We start from the raw sequence: 20,466 nt of genomic DNA, 5'->3' as shown, positions 1-20,466 counted from the left end.
TGCTGACGGCACACAAAAAGATGCCCCAACGTCCACTTCCATGACGTATGGAGCATCCCGTGTGAGGTTTCTATACAATTACCCCTCCAGATCGAGCTTCATGCTTAGCGAACGTATCCCGCGCTCCTCTTCCTCTTCCCCAACCGGCACAAAGCCTTGGGAAGCATAGAAACCAATTGAATTCGGGGATGAATTCACGGTAATTTGCCGGACCCCGTCTGCCTTCATCTTGTCAACCGCATGCTGCAGCAGGATCCGGCCGATCCCGGTTCCTTTGTACACATTCTTCACGAACAGCAGCGAGATGTGGTTGTTGTTGCGGAGTTCTATAATTCCTGTAACTCCCTGATCGGAGGTGGTGATGAATATCTCGTGATCCTGCTGCATGCGCTTCCGGATGGCGGCAAGTTCAATATACCTGTAGAATTCAATAACCCCCTGCGCCGAATAGTTAACGGAAATATGTATATCAAACGCCTCGCGGATTAATGGAGTGATCAGCTTCTCCTCACCGGGCATCAACTGTCTGATTGCTATAGCTGTCATACGGCAAGTCTCCTTTATTCTGACTGGTTGCTGGGAAATTCGCCCAGTAATTAAGAAATAGAAAAGACAGTCCGCTTCTTCCTGCGGAAACTGCCCATCATACACCATTTCCGCCATGATCTAAGCGATAATTCAAAATTGTTGTGCGGGTTAGCTGGCTTGCGGCTTAATGATCTGCTCCAGCACGGCAACGATCATCTCATGATCCTCTTCACCGGAAAGTCCGGACACAGATATGGTTCCGACTGCTCCGGCACCCCGGATCAGAAGCGGGAAGCACCCGCCTTCGGCTGCGTATTCCATCGGATCTACAAAAGCATTATCCTGAATTGTGGTATTCCATGATTTATACAGCACATTCATATAATAAGAGCTGTGTCCGAAATGATTCACTACGTTGATTTTGCGGGTGATCCAGCGGTCATTGCCGGGGCCGTTCTCATCCATTTTGGCGTGAAACAGCACGGTTCCGTTCTTCCGGATATCCACCGTAATCTGCTTGTCCATGCTCTGCGCTCTGGCCAGAATTGCACTGCCCACCTGGATGGCTGTCTGATTGCTGAACGCGCTGAACTGCAGCTCCTGTTCCTGCTTAAGTATCTGCTCCAATAATGGGGTGTAGTCTTCCATAATCAACACTTCCTTAGTCCGGTTATAGTTGTAGTAGATGGATCTAATGCAGTTAATCGGGTCATTTGAGATATTCAAGTTTGGTTAAAGGCAGACCCAGGAACAGTGCATAACGCTCAGCGGCCTGCTGCACTCCTTCTATTCCCTTGTGATCCAAGGGGGCGAAAGGGGTTATGAACAGCTCGACACTTTTTTTCTTAATCGTCCGCTTCCAGGTTCCGGCTACCCGCCCGTCAGCTACCACCGTCGCCAGGAAGATGCCGTTATTGCCCGGCACGATCAGCGGGAACGACTCCGGCTCCAGCACGGCACTCCGGTCTTTATAGCCGAGAATATATTCATCGAACCCGGCCAGCAGATGAACACCGGCAGGCTCTGCTGCCGTTACTGCCGCAGGATCAGGCATCCAGTATTCGCTGCCGTCAATCACTTCCGGTTGCAGACTGCATCGCACTGCCTCAAGACCTGCTCTTGCATCCGTTAACGTCAGCCCTGCCCACCAGGCAAAGTCCTGCACAGTTGCAGGCCCATGCGCCGTGAAATACAGCGAGGCCAGTTCATTCAGTGACTCCTCAAATGAAAGCTCACGCGAGTATTCCACCCATTCATCCAGCAGGACGAATGTCTGCTGCTTGCCGCTACGCGGACCAGAGCAGATCAGGCCGTTATACGCACTATGCCATAGAATGTGATAGCCGCGCTGGCCGGAGATGCTGATGCCCTGATCCTTCAGCAGCTTCAGCAGCTCGGGACGGGGGAGCTGGCGTCCGCCCTTCAGTGCGTTATAGATGATCTTCCGGCAGCGCTCCAGGATCTTGTCGTCAAGTTCAAGCTGGGTCAGTCTGGCTGCCGCCTGACGCAGAATGCGCGGGGCACAGAGCTGAAGCATCCACTTCGCATTCTCCGGCGGCACGAAGTGAAGCGTCCCGCGCAGCGTCCAGGTCAGCAGCAGCTTCCTGTCCGCGATGGCCTGCTCAACCTCTATTAATCCTGCTGATGGTGTTCGCAGCCCTATAGCCCAGACGGCCTGCATATAATCCTGAGCCTGCATCGCACCGAACGCACGCACCACTTCTCCGGGCTGAAGGGATGGAGGCTGCTGAATCCGCTGATGCATCAGCCGCTGATCGGCAATACGCTTGCTCATCACAATCATTCTCCTCTGCTGTCCCTGGCACTTTCCTCCAGTATAGGTATCTGCCTATCTGCTGTCCATCTCCAATAAGTAAGCTGCTGGTAGAGCGGCCGGCAATTTGCATCCGCAAGTATAACTCTTTTGCAGGTAAAAACTGTATTATGGCGAATTATACATTCTAAATAAACCTCACTGTAGACAACAATGTTGTACGTTTTACAGCTTTGAATCACTGGTAGCCGGGTGTTCGGGAAGATTGTTGTATGAAATACAAGAATAATCCTGCTAAGCCGCTTGGAGACGGTGAAATCCTGCATTTTATACAACAATTTTGAATTTCGGCCGATAGGATGAGGAAAATGTTGTATTATGTGCAGGATTCTATAAATAACCTCCTGATCTCTGCCACAGAAAGTCAATGAATCTAGGAGTTCCTGCGGACTCAGCAGCCGCCCGGAAGTCCGGATATTTCGCTAGGTGAAGGTTAATAATCACGAAGACATACGGGGTGAATCGTTTGCAGCAATTTATGATTGGTCAATACGGAGGATTCGATTACAGCAAATTTCACAAGGATTTCAAAGCCGGATTCTATGGGATCGAGGCTTGTTCCTTCAAGTCAGAGGAAGATTGCCGGAATCTGATCGCGGAAGCGCAGCAACACCAGTTTCACACCGGTGTCCATTTCCCGCTGCGCGCCGATCATGCGCGGTTGCGGGACGCCTTGTTCCTCTCGCCGGATGGGCAGGAGCGCGCGGCTGCTTTTGAGCATATTCAAGAAGAGCTGGATTATATGGTCACCCTGCGTCCCGGATATGTATTGTTTCATTATCCGAAGCCGGTCATTCTGGATGACCGCGTGGACTGGCAGCAGTGGCGGTTCGGTGACCGCCGGGAGTACATCTATGAGAGCGAAACCTCTCTGGAAGAGCTGATCCGGCACAGTGAGTATCTGTTTGACTGGCTCAGCCGGAAAGGACGAGAGTATCATTTCCAGCCTATTTTGGAATTCGACGGACTGAACAGCTATGTCTATAATCAGGATTTTTTGGAACGTCTATTAGTGAGGTATCCTGATATTAAGCTGTGTCTGGACACAGCCCGGCTGTACCTGCAGGATAAGCTTGACCCCAATTTCGATGCCCGGGCACTCCTGAGGAGATACACCAAATACGCAGCACTAATCCATCTGTCGAGTGTTCAGGTCAAGGACACTGTCCGGTACAGCCATTACCCGGCACTGCCGGAACTGAGTCCCGCAGACGGCTGGGCACCCATTGAAGACTATCTCCGCATCATCCGTGAGGAGAACAGCGGGGTGAAAATCATGTTCGAGCACCGCTCAGATCTCATCACAACAGAGCAGCTGGAGCGTTGTTATGCATGGGTGGATGGGATTCTATCCGGAGTTTGATTTTGATTTAAAAGAGTCTGACTGCTAGTCCCTCCCGCTCCCTGCTCGCCCATTCCCCTTCCGTGGCGAATGGCGGCCGGACAGGCCAGTGTTTCTCCAGATCGTATTTATAAATACAATACGCGAGCGGTATGCAGGCCATCATAGAATCTCTGGCATGCGGATTGGCCTTCCCTGCCGCATCCAGTGTTCCAAGCGCAGCCTGCGCCGTGACCGTTATCGTGAATATTTCATCCACAAGCGCTTTGAAGCGGGGGCCGATCTCCGCAGGCGCTGCCGGATCACTGCTTTTCAGCTGCAGGGTCTTCCAGCCATGACTCGGGTATACCTCATACAGCCGCGAAGCATGATCCCGTACTTCATCGAAGGGGTAAACGGATACCGCCTCCCGCAGATTAAACAGCAGCTTCCGTCCGCCATACAGCATTCCGTGCATGGCAATCGGTGTCGAAGAGACCGGGCTTTTGGCCTGCAGCGCAATGTCTGTCACCCGCATATCCCGGCTGTTCCTGCCGCTGTGTATCACCCCAAACCGCTGCCTGAAGGACTCGCGGGTATCGTCATAAGCCCCCTTCAGGAAATTGTCCCATGATGAATGATATTGTTCCTGCAAGTAATAGTCCGGTATGGAAAAAGGAAAGTCGAGGCCCCAGGGGGCCTGGCTTGAGCGGATATAATACGCCAGATCCAGCCTGTCCTCACAGCTGAACACCCGCTCTACCGTTAATTCCCCCGCCTCCAGGTTCCCTTCAGTCACGTAAATTTTGCCCTCCGGATTCTTCGCTCCGCTGAAATCACAGCCATATATTTTCACAGCATAGTCCTCCTGTAATTCTTGTCTCCGCTTGTTTCCCTATCTTAGAGTCTGCCAAGTATATTTGTAAATAGACAGGCACATGATACAATATGACAGAACCGTGCCTGCCTTAATTTAACACTAGAGGAGTGACGCATGTGGCAATTGATATTTACTTGAATTTCAACGGAAATACCCGGGAAGCTGTTGAATATTATGCTGAAGTATTCGGGACCGAACCTCCGCATATTATGACTTTCGGCGAAGCTCCGCCCGATCCTTCCCACCCTCTGCCGGAAGAGGCCAAGCACCTGGTGATGCATGCCAATCTGAGAATTGCCGGCAGCACGGTAATGTTCTCGGATGTATTTCCCGGAATGCCTTTTGTGGAAGGCAATAACATCAACCTGACGCTGATGGATACGGATGAAGATAAGATCAAAGACTGGTTCCATAAGCTCAAGGAAGGCGGCACGGTCAGCATGGAACTGCAGGAGACGTTCTGGAGCAAATGTTACGGCAGCCTGAAGGACAAATTCGGCATCTACTGGCAGGTCAGCCACGATAACGGCCAGAACGGGTAACAATTCCAGCATTAACATATCTTTTATATACAACAAAACCGGTAAGGATATGTTCAATCTTCCCCTTGGGAGGGCGGCATATCCTTTTATTATTTGCTCTTAGCCCTCTCCCTTACGAAGTTGTAACCCAATTGTTAATGCGCTTACATCATGTTATGTGTTTTAATTGAACTAACGTTTATGTACACATCCTACTGTAAAGGAGACTAACCTATGGAAATATCCTCTTTTTTGCTGCCCAAAGATCAGGTGGCGTTTATCACTTCCTCGATCTCAATGCGGGAAGCGCTGGAGCAGCTGGAGAATCATTATTACTCGGCCATTCCGATTATTGACGAAGAAGGCAAATATGTTGGGACCTTGTCGGAGGGCGATCTGCTATGGAAACTGAAGAACACCGAGGGTCTTAGCTTTGAGAATATGACCGGGGTAACTGTGGGCACCATTCAGCGTCATGTGCATAACGAGAGTGTAGAGATTCACGCACAGATGGAGGATATGCTGACATTGGCCGCAGACCAGAATTTCGTTCCTGTGGTGGACGGAAGCGGGATCTTCCTCGGCATCATCCGCCGCAAGGATATCATCGAGTATTACACCCGGAATATTACCGATTAACCTCATAACGCCGCATTAAGTGATCCGTTGTTCACTGCAGCAAAGGCAAAGGCAGGACTGTCCTCCGAAGGACGGCCCTGCCTTTGTTCAAGTCAGCAAGTCTATATAATCTCAAACACATGAGTCAGCCGGGTTAGCTCAAAAATCTTCCGGACATTGTCATTCATCCCCGTCAGCCTAATGGTACCGCCTGTCTCTACACATTTCTTGTAGGAGCTGACAATCACGCCAAGTCCGGTGCTGTCAATGAAACGGCAGGTCCCGAAATCAAGCAGGAAGCTTGAATGGCCGCCAAGAATATAATTCCGTACTTCTTCTCTGAAATGTCCGGCTTCCTCAACCGAGAACAGCTCCGGCATCTCAATAATAATCTCGCTCAAGCTACTCACCCCTGATTATAAATTTCTCAACAAGAATCTCCAGTTCATTAGCCATAGCACTGATCTCTTGCGCGGAAGCCGCGAAATTATTGACCGTTGCCGCCTGCTCCTCCGTTGCACTGGATACATTCTCTGTATTCGCTGCCGCAAGCTCCGAGATCGTGCCCATGGAATCAATCAGCTTAATAATCTGATCGGAGGTTGCTACTTCATCTCTGGTAATATCCAGAATCTCCTGCACATTCTCTGTAATCCTCTCAACAGATTGAATGATATGCACGAACGCGCGGTCCGTCTCATTCACAATGCTTACGCCGCTCTCTACCGCCTCTGCAGCGCCTCTCATGGAATCTACAGCCTGGGTAATCCGCGTGACCATCTCACTGACCAGACCTGTAATCTCGCCGGCCTGGGTATGCGTCTCATCCGACAGCTTCCGTACTTCACCGGCCACTACACTGAAGCCGCGGCCATGCTCACCGGCACGCGCTGCTTCGATGGCAGCATTCAGGGCCAGGAGATTGGTCTGCTGGGCGATCTTGTTAATTGTTCCGATCATTGTGGATACCTTCTCTGACAACCCGCTGACCGTCAGCAATAGCTCTTCCGTCTCTTTGGTGCTGCTGTGAATCGTATCCATCGCCTGTACTGTACTGATAACTCTGGCTCTGCCTTCCTGCGCTGCCTGATTCGTGTTATCGGCATTACCGGAGGTAGCCGACGCTTTACTCTGCGCCAGCTGCACCAGACTGGATAGCTGCACAAGCACCTGGGAAGCATTGATTACCGACTGGTTGTTGTTCTCGGCTCCGGAAGCAATCTCCTGGGTACTGGAGCTGATCTCTTGAATCGATGCGCTGATCTCCTCTGAAGAGGCTGCCATTTCCTCGGACATGGAGGTTAAGGATACCGAGCCTGCTCTTACCTTCTCGATAATGGCCTCCTGCTTGTCAATCATGGTGTTGAATGATTCACTCAGCGTCTGCAGCTCATCTCCGGAGCGGATTGAGGTATGAACGGTCAGATCCCCGTCACCAGCCCGGCCCATGGCTCTCTCCAGCTTCTTGATCGGATTCACAATATTGCGGGTGGTAAAGAAATATGCGGCCAGCATGGCAACGACGATAAAGCCCAGAATAATGATTATCGTAGTATTACGGATTTCGTCCGCCGGAGCCATATAATCCTCTACATTGGCCGTTGTAGCTACTACCCAATTGCCTGCGGGCTGAAAGGAAACATATTTACGCACGCCTTCATAGGTGTAGAAGCCGTGTGCGGTTTCTCCGGCCTTCATCAGCCGGACTAGCTCATTCAGTTCAGCATTGCTGTTGCCGTCCAGATTCTCCTTCAGCACCTTGTCTTGCTCAGGATGCGAGACGATCAGGCCGGTGCGGTCAATCATATATCCGTATCCGTGCTCTCCAATCTTCACCCCGGTTACCGGGGAAGTGATATTCTCAAACAAGGCGGTACCGATTAACACGCCTGTAATCTGATCATTTACCCGCAGCGGTCTCGCGATCGCTACGATGTATTGGTTCGTCTCCCGCGACAGAATAACTTCACTGACAGCGTCTTTGCCTTGCAGCGCTTCCTGGAAGTATGCACGGTCCGACACATCAAGCCCGGGCGATTCGGAGCTGCTGGTAATCAGCGCCTTACCGTGTGTATCGGCGATGATCAGCGATTCCAATAGCTTGGCATTGTCTTTCTGCACACCGGATATGTAATTAAATGCTGTGTTTCTTAAGGATGCAGCAGAAGGATTCCCGGCGAAATCGGCCAGCGTGCTGTTCCTGCTGGCGATGCCCAGATCATTGCCTACCGCTTCCAGCTCGGCATCCACCGCTCTGGCTGTAGAATTAGTAGTCCCCCTTAATTCCTCTTCAATCGTCTTCTGCAAGGCTCCCGAAGCCAGCTGATAGGATACAGCCCCGGATATGCCCAGCGGTACGCTGATAATCAGAAATAACAGGATACTCATTTTGACTTTCAAACTTAATTTCACCGAATTCTCCCCTTTGTAATTCTATGAGGGACAGATACTCTTGCTGATGTACATCGTATTATGTATCATCTCTGCACTGTCCGAGAAACAGCGGATCAGGTATAATCCCCTTCCCCCTTCTTCCAGTAACTCATCGCTCCCGATAGCCTCCGGGAACACCAATCCGCTGTCCCCGGCCCCCGAATCCTCTATCTGCAGCTTAAGCAGCTGATCCATCAGCAGATAACGGATGGTAATCGGTTTGCTGCAATCGCTGAGGTTCCCGTGGTAATAAGCATTGGTTACCGCTTCGATCAGAATCAGGCGGATATCAAACGCATAGGCTTCTAAGTCAAGCTCCTGAATGATTCCGTCAATGATCATCTGATGACGCTCCAGACCGTGAAGCATCACTTCCTTATGAATAGCTCCCATGACTCACTCCTTATAAGTTCTGAAATCATCGTCCTGCGCATGTACACGCCATGAATCCGCCCTGCAGGCAGCACCCCGTCCGTTACTGGATGTTCAGGCCGAGCCAGGTGCAGTCATCCTGCAGCGCTGCTCCGGCAAATCTCTCGAGCAGATACCCGTACTCCCGCCCCAGCTCATCACTGTTAAACAGCAGCTCCATCCCGTCGCTATAAAAACAAAACCGGTCCCCGGATTCAAACGGGATGGTCTTCTCCTCAAATTCACTGCTCTCAAACATGCCGAGCGGTGCACCCTTAACGGTAATTCTCTGGCAGTCCCTGCCGCGGGGAACATAGAGAAACTCATTAATTCCGGCTCCGGCTGCCTTGAGCAGTCCTGTCCCGAAGTCGAGCAGGAAGCAGCAGCCCGCGATATAATCCTCACCCAGATGCTGCAGCGCTTTGTAATTCAGATCGCGCAGTACCTGTACGGGGTCCTGTGTACATGACAGGCTGTCCATGAACAGCACCCGTAGGGCCGAGATATTCAGCGCTGCAGTAATCCCCTTACCGGTCACATCACCGATAATGCCAATGACCTGTTCTTCGTTGACCTTATGGAAGATGAAGAAATCGCCGCTTAAGGTTCGGGCCGGGATGTAGAGCTTCTCCAGAACCGCCTTGCTGTCCAGCGGGAAGGACACCGCATGCCGGTGCTCCTGAAGCCGGACCGCCCGCTCCACTTCCCTTTTACTCTCGGTAATATCCCTGAACACCAGCTGCAGCGCCTTCGCTTCTTCATATATGACCGGCACCCCGGAAATTTCAAGATCAAAGCTACGGTTGTCCTGCCGCCTGATCAGCCGCTGTTCAATGCGGAAGCGTTCTTTCAGCAGACCTGTTGTCTTGAGCTTGTTATGCTCTGCACTCTGGAAGTACACCTCATTGAAGAAATCCTCAATTCTTTTGCCGGTCAGCTCCTGCTTCTTGGCGCCGAACATCCGCTCTGTCTGCTTATTGGCGAACAGGATAGTGCCGCTGCTATAGACCAGAATAGCCTCGGGGCACAGCTCGACCAGATCTCTGTACCGTTCTTCACTTTCTCGAAGCCGCTGCTCGGAACGGACCCGTTCGCTGATGTCGTGAATTACGGTGTATACACAGTTTTTGCCCAGCATCGTCATCATGCCGGTATGAACCTCCACATCAATGGGCTCCCCGCTGGCCAGAACATGCCGGTCAATGAACACACGGTTCTTCTGGTCACCGCCCTCAGGCAGCGCCTTCTCTACAAATTCCTGAACCCCTGATTTCGGGTCAGCCGCCAGATCGCAGATCAGAAGCTGCCTGAATTGCCGGATGCTGTAGCCGTAGAACTCGCATGCTGCCCGGTTGGCATCAGCAATTCCGCCGTTCTCCGGGTCCACCAGCAATGTAATGAGATGATTATTCTCATAGATGCAGCCGTAATGCTCCATGCACTGCGCCGGACTGGGGGAGCGATGCAGATTCTTACACGGTTTATCTGTTGCCATTTCACAAGCCTCTATTCTATTCAGCTTTAAAGTCTCCCCATTATATTCAATAAAATGGAGATAAGCCGTGAATTCCGACACAGTTAGACAGAAAAACCCGGCCTGCGGCATGAAAACATGACCACAGTCCGGGTTCTAACCTAACATCCTTCATTAAAATAGCAGGCAGCAGCTGATTCTTACAGCTCTGTCAAAATAATGGTGCCCTGCGGAGTTACCGCCAGCGTATGCTCATATTGTGCCGACAATCCGCCGTCAAAGGTACGCGCTGTCCATCCGTCCGCATCAACCTTGGTCCGGTAGCTGCCGGTGTTCAGCATGGGTTCAATGGTGAACACCATACCTTCCTTGATGCGCGGGCCTTTGCCTGCCGGGCCATAGTGAGGCACATCAGGCTTTTCATGCATTTCAGAGCCGATGCCATGCCCGATGAAATCACGGACTACGGAGAAGCCGTTAGCTTCCGCGTATACCTGGATGGCATGAGCGACATCACCAATCCGGTTGCCGGCCACAGCCTGCTCAATGCCTTTGAACATAGCCTCTTTGGTGGTAGCCAGCAATTTGTCCGCCTGCTCACTAATGGTGCCAATGCCATAGGACCAGGCTGAATCTGCCAGCCACCCGTTCAAGTTGACTACCATATCAATTGTTACAATATCTCCATCCTTCAGCTCCTCGTGCTTGGGGAAGCCGTGGCAGATGACATCATTCACAGATGCGCAGGTCGCATATGGATAACCATGATAGCCTTTTTGTTCAGGGGTAGCCCCCTGGGAGAGAATGAACTTCTCAGCAAACTGGTCAATCTCCCAGGTCGTAATTCCGGGCTTCAGCATCTGAGCGATTTGCCGGTGGCATTCGGCCAATATTTTGCCGGCCGCACGCATTTTCTCGATCTCTTCCATCGTTTTCATGATGATCATTAAATTCGCCTCTTCTGTACAGAGGCCACTGCTCGCAGCAATGGCTCTTGGTTATGATTTTGTAGTGCTACTCTATATTATGTAAGAAAACCGCCGGAAATCCAAATTCATTCTGTGAATTGTAGCAAATTTACTGCTGTCTCATAAAATAAAACAGTGCAGGGTTGTGTAAGGAGGGATTCCGGCAGCGCATGAACAAGAAAACGAAACACCGTATCAGAACCACCGGCAAAACCATTCGGCTGCATCCCAGATCCAGAAAGCTTATTGCTCATACGGTAATCCGGGCACTCAAAAACATAAATATAAATCAACAGAAATTATCCGCTAATCTTCCGCAGCCTGCCAGGGCTGTTGAGTTCAAAAAACTGCGGGTTCTACTCGTATCCGCCATGCCGGAAGAGGAGCTGTGGCAGACCGAACAGCTGATTGCCGACCAGTTCAGGCTGCTTACCAAAGAAGTTGTAGCCATTAAGGCTTTCCAGAGCTTCTCTACAGCGCTGGTCCAGCTCAATCCGGATCTGCTGCTGGTCGTCGGAGGCGATACAGACTTCTCGGACAATGATCTGGAGGTGATCCGCAGAGCCACTCTCCAAAAGGCAATCTGGCTCACCGACAGCTCCGGCACGAGCAGCTCAACCGGGCGTCTGGCAGCTCTGTTTAACTATGTCTTTACGCAAAATATGTACCATATCCCATTTTATCAGCACTCCGGCAGCAGTTCTGTTATGTATCTGCCTTTTGCTGCGGACCGGAACCTGTTCAGTCCAAAATATGTGGATGAAGCCTGCCGCTGCGATGTGCTGTTGCTTGGCGACGCACTTCCAGCCGGTATAGCCTACCTTCACGAGCTCTCTCCGCTGCTCAGCGGCTGTAAGGTATATGCAGCCGGCAAAGGCTGGGAGGAATATCCCGGAATTATCCCAGTGTCTCCTGGTATAGAACTGCAGGATTATTACAATGGCGCCGAGATTATTATCCACTGGGGGCAGCCGCCGCTTCGGGCTTTTCAAATCGCTTCCTGCGGGGCTGTCCAGCTGGCAGAGGATCATTCCAATCTGTATGCATATATGAATCCCGGTGAAGACATCATCACATTTCACACCGGCCAGGAATTGAATGAGAAGGTCAGCTACTACCGAAATCACCCGGAGTCCGCAAGGGCGTTAGCTACCCGTGCCTTATGGAGGAGCACCTACGATTACTCATTTATGCAAATGGCGGCGAAGCTGCTGCATACTGTTTTTAACAGCTAAACGGGGAGCCTGCAACAATAACCAGTGATTACCTGCAGCAGAATTGGGAGGTAGGTGGATTGAAGCTCATCGCTTTTTTATTGCCGCAATTTCATGTGATTCCCGAGAACAGCCTGTGGTGGGGGGAAGGCTTCACAGAATGGACCAACACCAGGAAAGCTGTTCCGCTCTACTCAGGACATCAGCAGCCCAAGGAACCGCTTGAACAGTATTATTATGACCTGACGGACGCTGCAGCGAGAAACTGGCAGGCAGAAGTAGCCAAATCCTACGGCATCTATGGGTTCTGCTACTACCATTACTGGTTCAGAGGCAAGCCGCTTCTGGAGCAGCCCTTGAAGCAGATTATGAAGTCCGGCGAGCCGGACTTTCCGTTCTGCCTCTCCTGGGCTAATGAATCCTGGACCCGCAAATGGGACGGCGGAGAGCATGAGGTGCTGATCCGCCAGGATTATGGAGATGAACAGGATTGGGAGAATCACTTTCATGAGCTGCTGGGCGCCTTTAGGGATAAGCGTTATATCCGCATCGGCAACAAACCGTTATTCATCATATACAGACCGGGAAATATTCCCCGCTGCGAAGAGATGCTGTATTTCTGGAATACACTCGCGTTGCAGAATGGCCTGGACGGGATTTATTTTGTCCGCACACTGGGCGGCTTCGAAATTCCGGGCCAGGGCGGCTTCGATGCCAATGTGGAATTCGAGCCGCATTACACCTTTGCCCACGGCAATACAGAACGTCTGTGGAATTACATGATTATCGACGGTCAGGAGCATCTCGTCTTCGACTATGACCAGGTCTGGCTGTCAATCCTAAGCCGGTCACCCCACCGGAACGGAGGTAAAATATTTCCGGGAGCCTACGTGAACTGGGATAACACCCCGCGGCTTGGCAAAAGGGGACAGAGCTGTATAGGGGCTTCGCCGCACAAGTTCGGATGGTATCTAGCGAAGCAGATCGAGAGAGCCAGAACCCTGTATCAGAGTGAATTCCTCTTCATTAATGCATGGAATGAATGGGCTGAAGGCGCGTTTCTGGAGCCGGACCAGCAGCATCGCTTCCGCTATCTAGAAGAGGTCAAGAAAGCGCTGGAGCAGACGGGGAGCCTTCCTTATATAAATTCCCGCAGCTAGGCAGACTGTATTACACTACGCCAGATGAATAGCCAGGCTCGGTGTCCCGCTGCTGACATCGATAAAAACAACATAATCCAGACCATCTGTGCCCTTTAGCACCAGACCCGGCTGATTCGGCACAGGCAGGAAATAATGTCTGACCTGCTGGATTACTGCCACGCCTGCTGGTAAGGAGGGCTGGTTACTGGCTGACAGCCGGCCTACCGCCAGCACATTTCCGCCTGCATCGACATCTCCGCCGGTTGCCAGGCTGTTGACAATGGACTGGTTGCCGTTGATCTGCATATCTCCCGAAACTGTTTCATTGCCTACAATGTTTAAGGCTCCCATTATTGTTTGATTTCCATTGACCTGCAGGTCCTGCTGAATTGTCTGATTCCCTGTGACAAGTATGCTGTCGAAGGTTGGCAAGGCTATCATTCCTTTCAATTGGTGATACTATACTATATGTGATAATCAGTAGATGGGTATGGTACAACCATACATTTCATATAAATAATAAAAGAACCTGTCCCTATGTCATTAGGGAACAGGTTCTTTTATTATTTGGAAAATTAGTCGTGGAAGTTAAGCCCCGAAGTAACGGCTTTGACATATCCGCTGCGGATCACAAAGTCTCCGAAATGCTCACCGGTACTGCGTTCTTTGGCATAACGGTGAATGATCGGACCGAGAGTGTCCAGAATCTCCTTCTCGTCAATGTTCTCCTTGTACAGCTTGTTCAGCCGGTCTCCGGTAAAGCCGGCACCCAGATACAGATTGTATCTGCCCGGGCCTTTGCCGATGAACGAAATCTCGCCAAGCGCAGGACGGGCGCAGCCATTCGGGCAACCGGTCATGCGGATGATGATCTCTTCATTACGCAGGCCGGCTTCATCAATGATGACTTCCAGCTTATCGAGCAGAAGCGGCAGATATCGCTCAGCCTCCGCCATCGCAAGACCGCAGGTCGGCAGCGCCACGCAGGACATAGCGCTTCTGCGCAGCGCGGAATGATGAGCTCCGTCGGTCAGCCCGTAATGCTTGGCAAGCTCGGCTACCTTGCGTTTCTTCGCATGGCTGACTCCGGCAATGATCAGATTCTGATTCGGCGTCAGGCGGAAATCCCCGCCGTGAATCTTGGCGATCTCCCGCAGGCCTGTCATCAGCGGATACCCCGGGACATCCTGAATCCGTCCGCTCTGGATATACAGCGTCAAATTCCATTTGCCGTCGAAGCCTTTCACCCAGCCGTAGCGGTCGCCGTTGTGGTCGAAATGATATTCACGTGCCGGCTCAAGCGTCCAGCCCAGCCGCTCATGCAGCTCGCCCGTGAACCAGTCCAGACCGTGGCGGTCGATCGTGTACTTAAAGCGGGCGTTCTTGCGGACCGAACGGTTGCCGTAGTCGCGCTGAATGGTGACGGTCTTCTCCGCCAGATCAATCATCTGCTCCGGACGGCAGAAGCCGATAATCCGTCCCAGCTGCGGATATGTGCTGGTATCACCATGCGTCATCCCCATACCGCCGCCGACCGAGACATTGAAGCCGGCCAGCTTCCCGTCTTCCAGAATGGCAATGAAGCCCAGGTCCTGGGAGAATACATCTACATCGTTGGAGGGCGGCACAGCCAGGCCGATCTTGAACTTGCGGGGCAGGTACACAGGCCCGTAAATCGGTTCAACGACCTTGCTGTCCACTACCTTCTCGCCATCCAGCCAGATTTCATGGTAAGCCGCGGTGCGCGGGGCTAAGTGGTCACTGATTTTTCTGGCCCACTCGTTTACCTCGGCATGAACCTCCGACTGATACGGATTGGGGCCGCTCATGACATTGCGGTTGACGTCACCGCAGGCTGCGAGCGTAGTCATCAGCGTATCATTAATTCCCTTGATCGTCTTTTTCAGATTCCACTTGAGTACACCGTGCATTTGAAAAGCCTGTCTTGTTGTAATTCGCAGTGTGCCGTTGCCGTATTTCTGGGCCAGATCGTCCATTACGAGCCATTGCGCCGGTGTCGCCACTCCGCCTGGCGCTACAACACGCAGCATGAACTGGTAAGCAGGCTCCAGCTTGGAGCGTTCACGCTCACTGCGCAAATCCCGGTCATCCTGCATATAACTGCCGTGGAATTTCAGCAGGCGGTTGTCATCCTCCGGCAGCCCTCCGGTGATCGGGTTGCTGAGGGTTTCGACAAGCGCACCCCGCAGATAATTGCTCTCCAGCTTAATATGTTCTACATCACTCGGGGGTCCGCCAATCGGCTTCACCGCTGGTTCATTGTTTGCCACTATTGATCCTCTCCTTCCGCATTGCCTCGCGCTCTTCAAGAATTGTATCGTAAGCCCAGCGGAGATCCCTCCACTGAATATCGTTTAATAGACATCACGCTGATAACGCTGCTCCTGCTGCAGAGTCTCCAGATAAGCGGCTGCCCCTTCCGGGCTCAGTCCGCCTTCCTGCTGGATTACTGTAACCAGCGCTGCGTGTACATCATGGGCCATATGCTTCTCGTCTCCGCATACATAGACATGTGCACCCTCCTGCAGCCAGGTGTACAGCTCCCGGCTCTTCTCCAGAATGCGGTGCTGTACGTAAACTTTCTCGTCCGTATCGCGTGAGAAGGCAACGTCCAGCCTGCTAAGCACACCGTCCTTCAGCATTCTCTGCCAATCCGTCTGGTAGAGGAAGTCTGTGACGAAATGCCGGTCGCCGTAGAACAGCCATGACTTGCCCTGTGCCCCCTGCTCTTCCCGTTCCTCCAGGAAGGAGCGGAACGGGGCGACTCCAGTGCCTGGTCCGATCATGATCACTGGCGTATCCGGATTTGCCGGAAGCTTGAAGTTCGGATTGCTCTGGATGTAGACCGGCAGTGTAGCTCCCGGCTCTGCACGTTCCGCACAATGTACGGAGCAGACCCCGTAGCGTTCACGTCCATGCGACTCATAGCGCACAGCCCGTACCGTGAAGTGCACTTCATCCGGGTTGGCATTGTAGCTGCTGGCAATGGAATACAATCTTGCCGGCAGCTTGCGCAGAATCGTCACGAAGCTGCGGGCCGGAACTTCCCATGGTGCGAAATCCTGAATCAAGTCCAGCAGATCACGCCCATGGATGTAATTCTTCAGCTCCTGCTGCCGGTCCGGGGACAGCAGCTCCTGCAGGGCAGGCGCAGAGTTCAGCTTGGCTGCCTGCTCCAGCAGCGGTTTCGTCAGTACGGTAATTTCATAATGCCGCAGCAATGCTTCATGCAGCGTGCCCTCTTCCCCCTTCTTGTTCAGGGGAACGGATTCACCCGCCTCCCAGCCCATGGCAGCAATGATCTCCTGCACAAGCTGCGGGTGGTTCTCCGGATAGACTCCGAGCGAATCACCCGGCTCAAATGTAATATTCGAACCGGCCAGCGACAGCTCGAGATGGCGGGTCTCACGGTCTGAGCCGCGTCCGTTCAGATTCAGATTCTCCAGCACCTCGGCATGGAACGGATGATTCCGTGAATATGCCGATTCCAGCGATTCTGCGCTCTCGGCTGCCAGTACAGCATCATCCGCGATCGCCGCAGCCTGCTGCGAACCGGAACCGCTTAGCGAGCGGATAACATGCCCGAACCATTCGGCCACAGGCTCATCATAATCGAGATCGCAGTCCGCACGCGGCGTTAAGCGCTGTGCGCCCAGCTCTTCCAGCTTCTGATCGAAATCTTTCCCGGTCTGGCAGAAGAATTCATAGGAAGTGTCGCCGAGTGCAAGTACCGAGTAACGCAGCTGCGGAAGCTGCGGGGCTCTTTTACTGTAGAGAAATTCATGGAAGGCGCGGGCATTATCCGGCGGTTCGCCTTCACCATGGGTGCTGACCAGCAGCAGCAGATTCTCAATCTTCTTCAGTCCATTCGGCTTGAAGCTGTTCATTGCGGCAACCGTAACCTTGAAGCCCTGCTCTTCCAGCTTGCGCGAGAGGCTCGCCGCCAGCCGCTGGCAGTTGCCGGTCTGGGAGCCGAACAATACGGTCACCTCACGGGATACCTCCGGCTGTGGTATTGTGGCTGTGGACATTAACACTCCTGCTGCCGCTTCAGCAGCAAGGGGGAGCACCGCCGGGCCTGCTTGACCGGTGTCTCCCAGCAGAGACAACGCGGATAAATAACCGCTTAACCATACCTGCTGCGAATGGGTCAGCGTCGGCAGCAGCCGGTTCAGAAGCTCAGCCTGGCTCTCATTAAAGGGACTGTTCGTAACTTGTAATTGCAACAATATCGACCTCTCCTTAACGTGCAATCTTCTATCCTCTTAACATCATGAATTCAGGCTAACACATTAATAAGAAACGATCAACGAAGCAGATAACAGGCATTTTATGGTCGCAAAGCATAATAAAGGTAAAAAACACACAAAACCCGTCTAAATCATAGTAAAAAGCTCTGATTTAGGCGGGTTCATTACAAATAATGATAACTTGTATTAGATAAAATGATAAACCGGAATAGCCTTAGGACCGCTTTTCTTCCCCTGACCGGGCAGCTTTGTGTCCAAAGTGGTCGACCAGCAGGTAGACTGCAATCAGAATTGCCCCGGCATTAATCGCCAGATCCGCCAGATTGAGAATCCCCCCGCGGTTACCGAACACTAGAAAGTCCGTTACCTGATGGTAGACCACACGGTCAATCGCATTGCCGAGCGCTCCGCCGACCAGAAACCCGCTGGCTGCCTCAAGCAAAGGCCCGCGAATCTTGCCCTGACGCCGGTAATAGAACACTGCCGCTACAAAAACAACAGCGATTATGGAGAAATACTTTCCGTAGCCCTGAAAGGAGCTGAAGGCTGCCCCGCTATTCTCATAATAGACGAACTGCAGGTGCGGACTCCAGAAGGGAATCCTCTCCCCAAGCTCCATATGAGTGCGGACCAGCCATTTGGCGGCTTGGTCAACCAGCACTACCAATATGGAAATCAGATAAAAAAGCATTTGCCGCCACCTCATCCCCCTGTGATATCATCAGAATGATTTCACTTCTCACCTTCTAGTCTATCACAGGTCGGAGCCGGGAATCATCCTGCCAGCTCCAGCGGACAGGCCGCTGTCCCGGCCAGAAGTTGCTTGTTACACGATATGGTGCATTGGTTAAACACTCTTAGATTCATTCATATCTGGAGGGTGGTAGCCAATGGAGTACGGATCGATATTGGTTAAGCTGATCGCCGGTTTTATCGGACTATGGGCAATGACCCGATTGCTGGGCAAGAAAGAGATTTCCGCCCTGACGCCTTTTGACTTCATTTCTGCAGTTATTCTAGGCGATCTGGTCGGTGACACGATTTACGAGAAGGATCATTCGGTACTGAAGCTGCTGTTTGCGCTAGCCGTCTGGACGGTACTGTCCATCACCTTCGAGAAGATTACCCAACATGTCAGCAAGCTGCGCAAGCCGCTGGAGGGGGAGCCGGAGATTCTCATCCGGGATGGTGCCATTGATCTCCATAAGCTGCGCAAGAACAATCTGGACTTCGAGCAGCTCCGGATGATGCTGCGGGCGAAGGACACCTTTTCTATCAATGAGGTCGCTTATGCAATCTATGAAACGAACGGCTCGCTCAGCATTCTGAAGAAGCCGCAATATGAACCGGTAACCCGGGAAGACCTGGATATTGAAGCGAAGGGAGTTTGTCTTCCGCAATGCCTCGTTGAATCCGGCAGCATTCAGCGTCCGGCGCTTGAGAGTCTCGGGAAACACGAAAGCTGGCTGCTGCAGGAGCTGCGGAAGAAGGGTTATCCTGAGCTTACGTCAGTGGCTTATGCCGAACTGAATGAAGAAGGGGAGCTGTGCGTCATCGAAGCCGCCACGCATCAGGCAAAACCCGGTGAATTCTGAACAGCTTCTTAGACCCAAACAGTGAAAAGACTTTAACAAAAAAGGGCCGGACTACCTCCCAAAGGATAGTCCGGCCCTTTTTACTTTAATAACTTGAATTTGTATTGAATTATGGCAATTACAATCTTACCAGGCATAAGCTTCCGGTGCCGGCTTGCCCGGTCCGGGGAAAATCTCGTCCAGCTTATTCAGCACAGCTTCTTCCAGTACAATCTCCGTAACACGCAGCGAATCCTCGAACTGCTCTATCGTACGCGGCCCGATAATCGGCGCTGTTACAGCCGGATTGGCGAGTACCCAGGCCAGAGCAACCTGATCCTCATGCTCGCCAAGCTCCTTGCAGAGCGCGGAGAATTGCTCCAGCTGGCTGCGGTGCTGCTCCAGCTTGGCCGAGCGGGCGCTGCGCACACCCGTCTTGGACAAGGCGTTGCGGCCGAGCAAGCCTCCGGCCAGCGGACTCCATGGAATGACGCCCAGCCCCAGCTCCTTGGATGCCGGCAGCACTTCAAGCTCCGGTGTCCGTTCCAGCAGGTTATACAAATGCTGCTCGGACACAAGGCCGAGGAAATGGCGTTCTTTGGCCTTAGCCTGCGCAGCGGCGATATGCCAGCCGGCGAAATTGCTGGAGCCGATATAATCAGCTTTGCCCTGGGAGACAAGAATTTCAAATGCGCCCCACAGCTCTTCCCAGGATACATTCCGGTCAATATGATGCATCTGGTAAAGCTCAATATGATCCGTCTGCAGACGTTTCAATGAGCCTTCGAAATGCCGTCTGATCTTATAAGCGGACAAGCCGGAGCCGGAATTGGGTCCGTCCTGCTCGTCGAACATGTCATTGTACACCTTGGTGGCCAGCACAACCTTCTCGCGCCGTCCGTCCCCCTGCTGAAACCAGCGGCCGATAATTTCCTCGGTCCAGCCGCGGCGGTCCTGGCCGCCGTACACATTGGCCGTATCGAAGAAATTGATTCCCGCATCCAATGCGGCATCCATAATCCTGAACGCTTCCTTCTCCTCGGTTTCCGGCCCGAAATTCATCGTGCCCAGACATAATTGACTGACCTTCAAACCGGATTTACCCAAATAGCTGTACTTCATCGCATTTCCTCCCATTCATTTCGGTTAGGTTGTCTGCATCGGGTCTAATATAATCCTTAGAGTAGGCTCTAAGGCAAGCTTTTTGTTGAACAAACTTCAAAATGCAGTATGACTGGGCCGGACAAAAAATAAGCCCTCCGCGAAGAAGGACTTGT

The 20,466-nt window shown here is 52.3% G+C and carries 20 protein-coding genes; 6 read left to right on the top strand and 14 right to left on the bottom strand.

Features of this window, described 5'->3' with window-relative positions:
- Nucleotides 1-78: 78 nt before the first annotated feature.
- The 3 genes from NYE33_RS18365 to NYE33_RS18355 all read right to left on the bottom strand — a co-directional run bounded on the left by NYE33_RS18365 (nucleotide 79) and on the right by NYE33_RS18355 (nucleotide 2,323).
- Nucleotides 79-546 carry a GNAT family N-acetyltransferase gene (locus NYE33_RS18365; RefSeq protein WP_052421936.1) on the bottom strand — a complete coding sequence of 156 codons (468 nt, stop codon included), beginning with the start codon at nucleotides 544-546 and terminating at the stop codon, nucleotides 79-81.
- Nucleotides 547-696: 150 nt separating this feature from the next.
- Nucleotides 697-1,176: a heme-degrading domain-containing protein gene (locus NYE33_RS18360; protein ID WP_341066897.1), complete on the bottom strand. Its 480-nt coding sequence runs from the start codon at nucleotides 1,174-1,176 to the stop codon at nucleotides 697-699.
- 61 nt (nucleotides 1,177-1,237) lie between these two features.
- Nucleotides 1,238-2,323, bottom strand: coding sequence for a winged helix DNA-binding domain-containing protein (locus tag NYE33_RS18355; protein WP_341066896.1), 1,086 nt, complete (start codon nucleotides 2,321-2,323; stop codon nucleotides 1,238-1,240).
- Nucleotides 2,324-2,819: 496 nt separating this feature from the next.
- On the opposite strand from NYE33_RS18355, the gene NYE33_RS18350 reads away from it, so the two are divergent.
- A complete protein-coding gene (locus tag NYE33_RS18350; protein ID WP_341066895.1) occupies nucleotides 2,820-3,725 on the top strand; it encodes a sugar phosphate isomerase/epimerase family protein in 906 nt (301 codons plus the stop codon).
- 7 nt (nucleotides 3,726-3,732) lie between these two features.
- On the opposite strand, the gene NYE33_RS18345 is transcribed toward NYE33_RS18350, so the two are convergent.
- Nucleotides 3,733-4,539, bottom strand: coding sequence for a hypothetical protein (locus tag NYE33_RS18345; RefSeq protein ID WP_341066893.1), 807 nt, complete (start codon nucleotides 4,537-4,539; stop codon nucleotides 3,733-3,735).
- Between the two features lie 140 nt (nucleotides 4,540-4,679).
- On the opposite strand from NYE33_RS18345, the gene NYE33_RS18340 reads away from it, so the two are divergent.
- Both NYE33_RS18340 and NYE33_RS18335 read left to right on the top strand, forming a co-directional pair.
- Nucleotides 4,680-5,105: a VOC family protein gene (locus NYE33_RS18340; protein WP_171716581.1), complete on the top strand. Its 426-nt coding sequence runs from the start codon at nucleotides 4,680-4,682 to the stop codon at nucleotides 5,103-5,105.
- A 213-nt stretch (nucleotides 5,106-5,318) separates the two neighbouring features.
- Nucleotides 5,319-5,723 carry a CBS domain-containing protein gene (locus NYE33_RS18335; RefSeq protein WP_039293958.1) on the top strand — a complete coding sequence of 135 codons (405 nt, stop codon included), beginning with the start codon at nucleotides 5,319-5,321 and terminating at the stop codon, nucleotides 5,721-5,723.
- 101 nt (nucleotides 5,724-5,824) lie between these two features.
- Here the strand turns inward: NYE33_RS18335 and NYE33_RS18330 are convergent, their stop codons facing one another.
- The 5 genes from NYE33_RS18330 to map all read right to left on the bottom strand — a co-directional run bounded on the left by NYE33_RS18330 (nucleotide 5,825) and on the right by map (nucleotide 10,967).
- The gene (locus tag NYE33_RS18330; RefSeq protein WP_341066891.1) at nucleotides 5,825-6,112 is read right to left on the bottom strand and encodes an STAS domain-containing protein; all 288 of its coding nucleotides are present in this window, start codon (nucleotides 6,110-6,112) and stop codon (nucleotides 5,825-5,827) included.
- Nucleotides 6,105-8,090 (bottom strand): methyl-accepting chemotaxis protein, encoded by a 1,986-nt coding sequence (locus NYE33_RS18325; RefSeq protein ID WP_197074401.1) that lies wholly within the window; start codon nucleotides 8,088-8,090, stop codon nucleotides 6,105-6,107. Before NYE33_RS18325 ends, NYE33_RS18330 begins: the two co-directional genes overlap by 8 nt.
- Nucleotides 8,091-8,135: 45 nt before the next feature.
- The gene (locus NYE33_RS18320; RefSeq protein ID WP_042138462.1) at nucleotides 8,136-8,528 is read right to left on the bottom strand and encodes an ATP-binding protein; all 393 of its coding nucleotides are present in this window, start codon (nucleotides 8,526-8,528) and stop codon (nucleotides 8,136-8,138) included.
- Between the two features lie 82 nt (nucleotides 8,529-8,610).
- Nucleotides 8,611-10,041: a SpoIIE family protein phosphatase gene (locus NYE33_RS18315; RefSeq protein ID WP_197074257.1), complete on the bottom strand. Its 1,431-nt coding sequence runs from the start codon at nucleotides 10,039-10,041 to the stop codon at nucleotides 8,611-8,613.
- A gap of 179 nt (nucleotides 10,042-10,220) precedes the next feature.
- The gene (map, locus tag NYE33_RS18310; protein WP_042138464.1) at nucleotides 10,221-10,967 is read right to left on the bottom strand and encodes a type I methionyl aminopeptidase; all 747 of its coding nucleotides are present in this window, start codon (nucleotides 10,965-10,967) and stop codon (nucleotides 10,221-10,223) included.
- A gap of 191 nt (nucleotides 10,968-11,158) precedes the next feature.
- On the opposite strand from map, the gene NYE33_RS18305 reads away from it, so the two are divergent.
- On the top strand, nucleotides 11,159-12,223 hold the full coding sequence (locus tag NYE33_RS18305; RefSeq protein WP_341066889.1) for a CgeB family protein: 1,065 nt from the start codon (nucleotides 11,159-11,161) through the stop codon (nucleotides 12,221-12,223).
- 59 nt (nucleotides 12,224-12,282) lie between these two features.
- Entirely contained in the window at nucleotides 12,283-13,362 is a 1,080-nt protein-coding gene (locus NYE33_RS18300; protein WP_341066888.1) for a glycosyltransferase WbsX family protein, read from the top strand.
- 15 nt (nucleotides 13,363-13,377) lie between these two features.
- On the opposite strand, the gene NYE33_RS18295 is transcribed toward NYE33_RS18300, so the two are convergent.
- From NYE33_RS18295 to lspA, 4 genes are all read right to left on the bottom strand, one after another.
- Nucleotides 13,378-13,695, bottom strand: coding sequence for a hypothetical protein (locus NYE33_RS18295; RefSeq protein ID WP_231575170.1), 318 nt, complete (start codon nucleotides 13,693-13,695; stop codon nucleotides 13,378-13,380).
- Nucleotides 13,696-13,919: 224 nt separating this feature from the next.
- Nucleotides 13,920-15,635: an assimilatory sulfite reductase (NADPH) hemoprotein subunit gene (gene cysI / locus NYE33_RS18290; RefSeq protein WP_076243295.1), complete on the bottom strand. Its 1,716-nt coding sequence runs from the start codon at nucleotides 15,633-15,635 to the stop codon at nucleotides 13,920-13,922.
- A gap of 84 nt (nucleotides 15,636-15,719) precedes the next feature.
- Nucleotides 15,720-17,591 (bottom strand): assimilatory sulfite reductase (NADPH) flavoprotein subunit, encoded by a 1,872-nt coding sequence (locus NYE33_RS18285; RefSeq protein ID WP_076243397.1) that lies wholly within the window; start codon nucleotides 17,589-17,591, stop codon nucleotides 15,720-15,722.
- A gap of 238 nt (nucleotides 17,592-17,829) precedes the next feature.
- Nucleotides 17,830-18,306, bottom strand: a complete 477-nt coding sequence (gene lspA / locus NYE33_RS18280; protein ID WP_341066887.1) for a signal peptidase II — start codon at nucleotides 18,304-18,306, stop codon at nucleotides 17,830-17,832.
- A gap of 199 nt (nucleotides 18,307-18,505) precedes the next feature.
- Between lspA and NYE33_RS18275 the strand changes: the two genes are divergently transcribed.
- A complete protein-coding gene (locus tag NYE33_RS18275; RefSeq protein WP_341066886.1) occupies nucleotides 18,506-19,210 on the top strand; it encodes a DUF421 domain-containing protein in 705 nt (234 codons plus the stop codon).
- A gap of 126 nt (nucleotides 19,211-19,336) precedes the next feature.
- Here the strand turns inward: NYE33_RS18275 and NYE33_RS18270 are convergent, their stop codons facing one another.
- The gene (locus NYE33_RS18270; protein ID WP_341066884.1) at nucleotides 19,337-20,311 is read right to left on the bottom strand and encodes an aldo/keto reductase; all 975 of its coding nucleotides are present in this window, start codon (nucleotides 20,309-20,311) and stop codon (nucleotides 19,337-19,339) included.
- Between the last annotated feature and the right edge of the window lie 155 nt (nucleotides 20,312-20,466).

Source organism: Paenibacillus sp. FSL R10-2199 (genome assembly GCF_038000235.1).
In the GTDB taxonomy this organism is placed as follows: domain Bacteria; phylum Bacillota; class Bacilli; order Paenibacillales; family Paenibacillaceae; genus Paenibacillus_AQ; species Paenibacillus_AQ phytohabitans.
The sequence above is the reverse complement of the archived record's forward strand: the minus strand, read 5'-3'. Positions and strand labels throughout refer to the sequence as shown.

Excerpts from the sequence above, each read along its gene's own strand:
- NYE33_RS18365 (WP_052421936.1), bottom strand. The coding sequence starts at position 546 with ATGACAGCTATAGCAATCAGACAGTTGATGCCCGGTGAGGAGAAGCTG.
- NYE33_RS18360 (WP_341066897.1), bottom strand. The coding sequence starts at position 1,176 with ATGGAAGACTACACCCCATTATTGGAGCAGATACTTAAGCAGGAACAG.
- NYE33_RS18355 (WP_341066896.1), bottom strand. The coding sequence starts at position 2,323 with ATGAGCAAGCGTATTGCCGATCAGCGGCTGATGCATCAGCGGATTCAG.
- NYE33_RS18335 (WP_039293958.1), top strand. The coding sequence starts at position 5,319 with ATGGAAATATCCTCTTTTTTGCTGCCCAAAGATCAGGTGGCGTTTATC.
- NYE33_RS18325 (WP_197074401.1), bottom strand. The coding sequence starts at position 8,090 with ATGAGTATCCTGTTATTTCTGATTATCAGCGTACCGCTGGGCATATCC.
- NYE33_RS18320 (WP_042138462.1), bottom strand. The coding sequence starts at position 8,528 with ATGGGAGCTATTCATAAGGAAGTGATGCTTCACGGTCTGGAGCGTCAT.
- NYE33_RS18315 (WP_197074257.1), bottom strand. The coding sequence starts at position 10,041 with ATGGCAACAGATAAACCGTGTAAGAATCTGCATCGCTCCCCCAGTCCG.
- map (WP_042138464.1), bottom strand. The coding sequence starts at position 10,967 with ATGATCATCATGAAAACGATGGAAGAGATCGAGAAAATGCGTGCGGCC.
- NYE33_RS18305 (WP_341066889.1), top strand. The coding sequence starts at position 11,159 with ATGAACAAGAAAACGAAACACCGTATCAGAACCACCGGCAAAACCATT.
- NYE33_RS18295 (WP_231575170.1), bottom strand. The coding sequence starts at position 13,695 with ATGGGAGCCTTAAACATTGTAGGCAATGAAACAGTTTCGGGAGATATG.
- lspA (WP_341066887.1), bottom strand. The coding sequence starts at position 18,306 with ATGCTTTTTTATCTGATTTCCATATTGGTAGTGCTGGTTGACCAAGCC.
- NYE33_RS18275 (WP_341066886.1), top strand. The coding sequence starts at position 18,506 with ATGGAGTACGGATCGATATTGGTTAAGCTGATCGCCGGTTTTATCGGA.
- NYE33_RS18270 (WP_341066884.1), bottom strand. The coding sequence starts at position 20,311 with ATGAAGTACAGCTATTTGGGTAAATCCGGTTTGAAGGTCAGTCAATTA.